We start from the raw sequence: 4,682 nt of genomic DNA on the forward strand, positions 1-4,682 counted from the left end.
TCGGGATGCAAAGCCCCGACAATTTCGAGAAGTCACTCCACGCGGCTGCCTGACAGCGCATAAGCCCCCTGCCCACCATTTGGGGGGAACCTCAGCTTGGGCTTGTGTCGGGGTGAGCGGGTTGGTTTCCCGGCAGGTCAGGTGCCGGTAGCGGGCTTCATAGACCGGGTTGGCGCGTTGGGTTCCCCACACCGCCCGCCATGCGGCCAACCGCAGACTCGGGCGCCCTTGGCCGGTGAGTTTGGTGCGGCCGGTGAACGTACCGGACTGCTTCTCTCGCGGCGCCAGCCCGGCGTGTTTGACCACAGCACGAGCGGTCCGAAACCGCGTCAGGTCACCAGTTTCGGCGAGAACGGCGGCGGCACCGACCGCGGAGAGCCCGACGATCGAGGTGACGAGCGCGGTGAGGTCGGGCTCGTCGAGCACCGAGACCATCCGAGTTTCGGTGTCGCTCAGGCGCCGCTGATCCTCGGCCCAATCAGCCAACAGCAGTTCCACCCGTTCCAGCGCCCCGCGCCGATGCGTGATCACTCCGGCCCGATCCTGCAACACCGCAAACAGATTCCGGATGATCCGCAACGACGGTCGTTGCCCGCCGGCACGGATGATCTCGCGACGGACAGCATGTTCGAACCGGTCACGGCCCAAGCGCCGAGTACGAGACAAATCACCTCGATCGCGCCCGCAAACCACCCGCAGCGCCGCGACCCATGACCGGGATCGGAACGGCTGGCGAGCACAGTCCAGCGCGGCCGGCCACACGCACTCGAGCAACGCCCGGATCTGCTGGACCTGAGAGACCCACTCGACCAGCAGCTGCTCACGACGGGCTCCCAGATGCCTGAGCCTGCCCCATGTTTCATCGACCGGCTCGGGAACATAGCAGCGCAACTGGGCGGTCGAACGGGCGATCAGGACCGCGTCCTTCTCGTCGGTTTTGTCGTGGGTAAGGTCTTCGGCGCGTCGCGACCAGGCGGTCAACGCCGGTTGCACGCACACGAACGCCATGCCACGCTCGGCAGCCAGCTGCCCCAGAACCCGCCACCAATGCCCGGTCGGCTCACACGCCACCGTCACTGCCTCGAACCCGGCCGCGGCAGCCTGGTCGCCCGCCCAGTCCAACGCGGCGCCCAGGTCCCACGCTCGGCATCGAAATGTTCTGCGGGCCAGCACTTTCGAATCATGATCGGTGATCACGACCATCTGTTTGCGGTCGGCCAGGTCGATCCCCACGATCGCATTGCCAGTCGGAACCAAGGCTCGCAGCCGATTCAGGCGCGCGTTACGGTTGCGATCACCCCGGGACAAGCCATTACCGTTGCTCATGGAACGTCCTCCTGCTGCGACGGGACACCAAGCCCTACAAGCGCATCAGGAGGACGTTCCCCACGTCCAGACACCCGACGCACAGAACGTCTTTCTATGCCGCATACCGCGCTGACCGAACCCGCCAGCGCCGGGTATCAGAAGGTCAACTGGCCGTGCGGATCCGACGCCGGCGGAACGTCCGCTAGTGCCGATTATTGTGTGGTGGACGATGATCAGCTCTGGGATCATCGGGTCGACGTTCGACATCAGTGCCGGTGGGAGGAAATCGCGGATGACCGCCGTGCGGCGATTCTGGATCGAATTCGACCCGCGAGAGTGCAGCGACGCCCGGTTCTGGCGGGGTGTCGGTGTGACCGGCTTCGACGTGCGGGATTGCTTGTCGATGGTCGCCGATCTGTTCCCAGATGGACTGTTGCCACCCGTGCACCGAATTACCGTCGACGTCTCACTGGCCGAGCCACTACCGGTGAATCCCCGCTATCTCGGCGTTTCAGTGTGGCGCGGGGTCTGGTACCCACCCGTGAACCTCGGAATCGGGCCGACCCACGACATCGACCGACGGGGAGCACCCTGCGACTACCCGACGCCAGTCACCGCATCACACCGCCGACTGCGGGCTAACGCGAATCCGCGCACGAAAACCACATGGTGGGACGAAATCCCGCATATCGATGGCCTGCTGTGGCCGCTGAGGGACATGCACCGCACAGAGCGCGGCCGTGGAATGCGGGATTACGCCTCGGCGCTGCGCCACGCCTGCGCCACGGATCCGACCTACGGGACCCTGGTGCGCGAAGCCCTCGACTTCATGATCGGCTGGCGGCCGACACCGGACGAATGGTTCGATCCGACCGAAACCAGGTTCACCGACCAGCGCGAGCTCGACGAGTACCTGCGAGCCTTCCGCGACTACCTGTTCGGCAACCGCCCGAACCCGATCGACCCTCCCGGCGGCGAACTGCTCGCACCCGACGAGCAACTACGACCTCCTGGCAGCGAATAAAACCCTCTCAGGCACAGGGCATTCCGTGATCGCAGCTGAGCGTGACCCGATCAGGGCAACACGCGACGCGGCTCGAGACATCCGCTCATGCCGCATACCGCGCTGACCGAACCTGCCAGCGCGGCGCGCCAGCGGTCGGAACCTGTTGCGGCACAGAACGTCCGCTACTGCGGAGTTGAGTGCCTCAAACCTGTCGCAGCCTGCCTTCATCAGCCCGAGTGTCGTTGTGACTGGTTACGATTCGCCGCGTGTCACATTGCTTGCAGGTGTACCTCGTCGATTTGACGGAGCTCGAGGCGGTCATCGGGTCCAACGACGAGGAGTTTCTCAACCGACTACTGGCCAAACTCCCCGACCATGATCCGGACGACGGCTGCTGCGAACCGTGCGAGTTTCCCGACTGCGGGGGCGCCGATTGTGAGGAGTGCTACCGCTGTGAGGAGGCGCAGCATCCGCAGGCGCTTCGGACGATCTTTGCAGGCGGGCCCTTCGACGAGGACTACGCCCACGCCTACGTCTCAGCGTTGGAATTGATCTGTGAAAACCTTGGCCGGGGCATCGGCGGTGTGAACTTCTGGTTCGGTTACAAGGGTCTTCCCGATGTGATTCTGGATCTGGCCAGCGACATGGACGGTGATCCGTTCCCATCCACCGACTCGAACGGGTGGGGGCATCTCGGCAAGGAAAGTTGCGCGGAGTTGCTGGCCAAGTGGGAGGCCATCGCCGCGGGACCCGACGACCACGGCGGCTACGCCGACTGCATCGCTGAGTGGTTCCGTCAATCCAGAGCTGCTGAAAAGGATCTCATCGGTTTCTGGGCTGGTTAGCGTTCAATCGATCTCGGTGGCGAAATCACCTGGCACGCATATCCGCTCATGCCGCATACCGCGCTGACCGAACCGGCCAGCGCGGGTGTGTGGAAGATCAACGGACAGGGGTCATCTGAGTCCGCCGATCGGACGTTGCCAGTGCACGGTAATGCCGAATAGAGCGACTTCACCTGGTTCCGCGCAAATGGGTGTCAGTTCGTCAGCCCCATTCCCTGGGCAAGCAACGGCCAGGAATCGTGCAGTGCCTGTTCCCAGTACGGCCAGTAATGGGTGCCAACTGGATCGAACTGGTAGGTCGCGGGGATGTTCAGCGAGTCGAGCTTGTTCTTGAGGTTGTGTGTGCAGCCGTTGACGCCCGCTTCGATCAGCATGCCGAGGCCGAGGTTGACCCCTCCCATGGGGGCCGGCGCGCTGTTCAAGTAGTACTGGACGTCGGCAGCTACCGGGATGCCACTCCCGGTGGAGATGTAAAGCTGGGTGCCGCGGAGTTTCTCGGCGTTGATGACCGGATCGTTCTGTGACCACAGCGGGCTGTCGGGGGGACCGTACATGTTCTGGACGTCGCCACCGGACCAGGTATCGACGACGAGCTTGACGAGCTGCTGGCCTACCGGGTCGGCGATCTGTGCGCATCCGCTGTAGGCGGCGACGGTGTTCCATAGACCTGGTTTGGCCTCCGCCAGCTGCAATACCGACGTGCCGGACATCGAGAGGCCGGTTAACGCGTTGCGGCCCGTCGACAGCAGTTCTCGGTCCAGCAGCGGGGGCAGTTCCTCGGTGAGAAAGGTCCTCCATTTGTTCACGCCGAGAACCGGATCGGACTGCTGCCAGTCGGTGTAGTAACTGCCGCGACCGCCGATGGGCTGGATGACGTTGACCGGTTTGTCAGCCAGCCAATCCAACGCCTTCGTTTGGGCCTTCCAGTTCGCGGTTCCCTCACCAGCGTCCAGGCCATTGAGCATGTAGAGGTTAGGTGCGGGCTGGGATTCGTCGGACGGACGCTGGACATCGACCGTGATCTCCTTGTCCATCGCGGCGGAGTACACCTTCAGATGCCAGGTGCGTCCTTCCTTGGTGATGGACGTGATGGTGGCGGGTTTCTCCGGGGCTGCCACCGCCGCGCTGCCGGCCACCGCTACCGACAATGCGGCGGTGAGCGTCACAGCGGCGGTCCTGAAAACAGCCGCGCTAAACAGTGCAGAGAGCTTCATCGGACAGTCAGTTCCAATCCATGAGTCGCCGTCGACTGCGTCGTCGAGGTGATTTCCGGCCCGCGGACCGCCCCATCCCCCGAGAGGCTACGTCTTCCGTCGAGGCAAAACTGTTACACAACATCGCCGTTCAGCGATGCAGGCATCACGAGTACTTCGCCGACGCGCTAGCGACATCCTCACCGCGCACAACCTCCGGCAGCATGACATTTCTCCAACCACTCATTCGGCACGGACGAAACAAAGTCCGGGCACCGTCCGGACTATCGGGCGCCCACGCACGACCCCGTTCCACCCGGCCCCGACCAC

Annotated in this window: 4 protein-coding genes; 2 read left to right on the forward strand and 2 right to left on the reverse strand. The window is 63.9% G+C overall.

Annotated elements, in window-relative coordinates:
- A partial coding sequence (locus tag ACWEKS_RS48835; protein ID WP_452346525.1) for an IS110 family transposase occupies positions 1 to 1,326 on the reverse strand: 1,326 nt, incomplete at its 3' end.
- A 274-nt stretch (positions 1,327 to 1,600) separates the two neighbouring features.
- On the opposite strand from ACWEKS_RS48835, the gene ACWEKS_RS48840 reads away from it, so the two are divergent.
- Both ACWEKS_RS48840 and ACWEKS_RS48845 read left to right on the forward strand, forming a co-directional pair.
- On the forward strand, positions 1,601 to 2,332 hold the full coding sequence (locus ACWEKS_RS48840) for a hypothetical protein (RefSeq protein ID WP_452346526.1): 732 nt from the start codon (positions 1,601 to 1,603) through the stop codon (positions 2,330 to 2,332).
- Between the two features lie 248 nt (positions 2,333 to 2,580).
- Positions 2,581 to 3,159, forward strand: a complete 579-nt coding sequence (locus tag ACWEKS_RS48845) for a DUF7691 family protein (RefSeq protein ID WP_452346527.1) — start codon at positions 2,581 to 2,583, stop codon at positions 3,157 to 3,159.
- Positions 3,160 to 3,353: 194 nt separating this feature from the next.
- On the opposite strand, the gene ACWEKS_RS48850 is transcribed toward ACWEKS_RS48845, so the two are convergent.
- Entirely contained in the window at positions 3,354 to 4,373 is a 1,020-nt protein-coding gene (locus tag ACWEKS_RS48850) for an alpha/beta hydrolase (protein ID WP_452346528.1), read from the reverse strand.
- Between the last annotated feature and the right edge of the window lie 309 nt (positions 4,374 to 4,682).

This window comes from Nocardia sp. NPDC004711, from assembly GCF_053601595.1.

Coding starts and splice junctions, on each gene's coding strand:
- ACWEKS_RS48840 (WP_452346526.1), top strand. CDS start 1,601: ATGACCGCCGTGCGGCGATTCTGGATCGAATTCGACCCGCGAGAGTGC.
- ACWEKS_RS48850 (WP_452346528.1), bottom strand. CDS start 4,373: ATGAAGCTCTCTGCACTGTTTAGCGCGGCTGTTTTCAGGACCGCCGCT.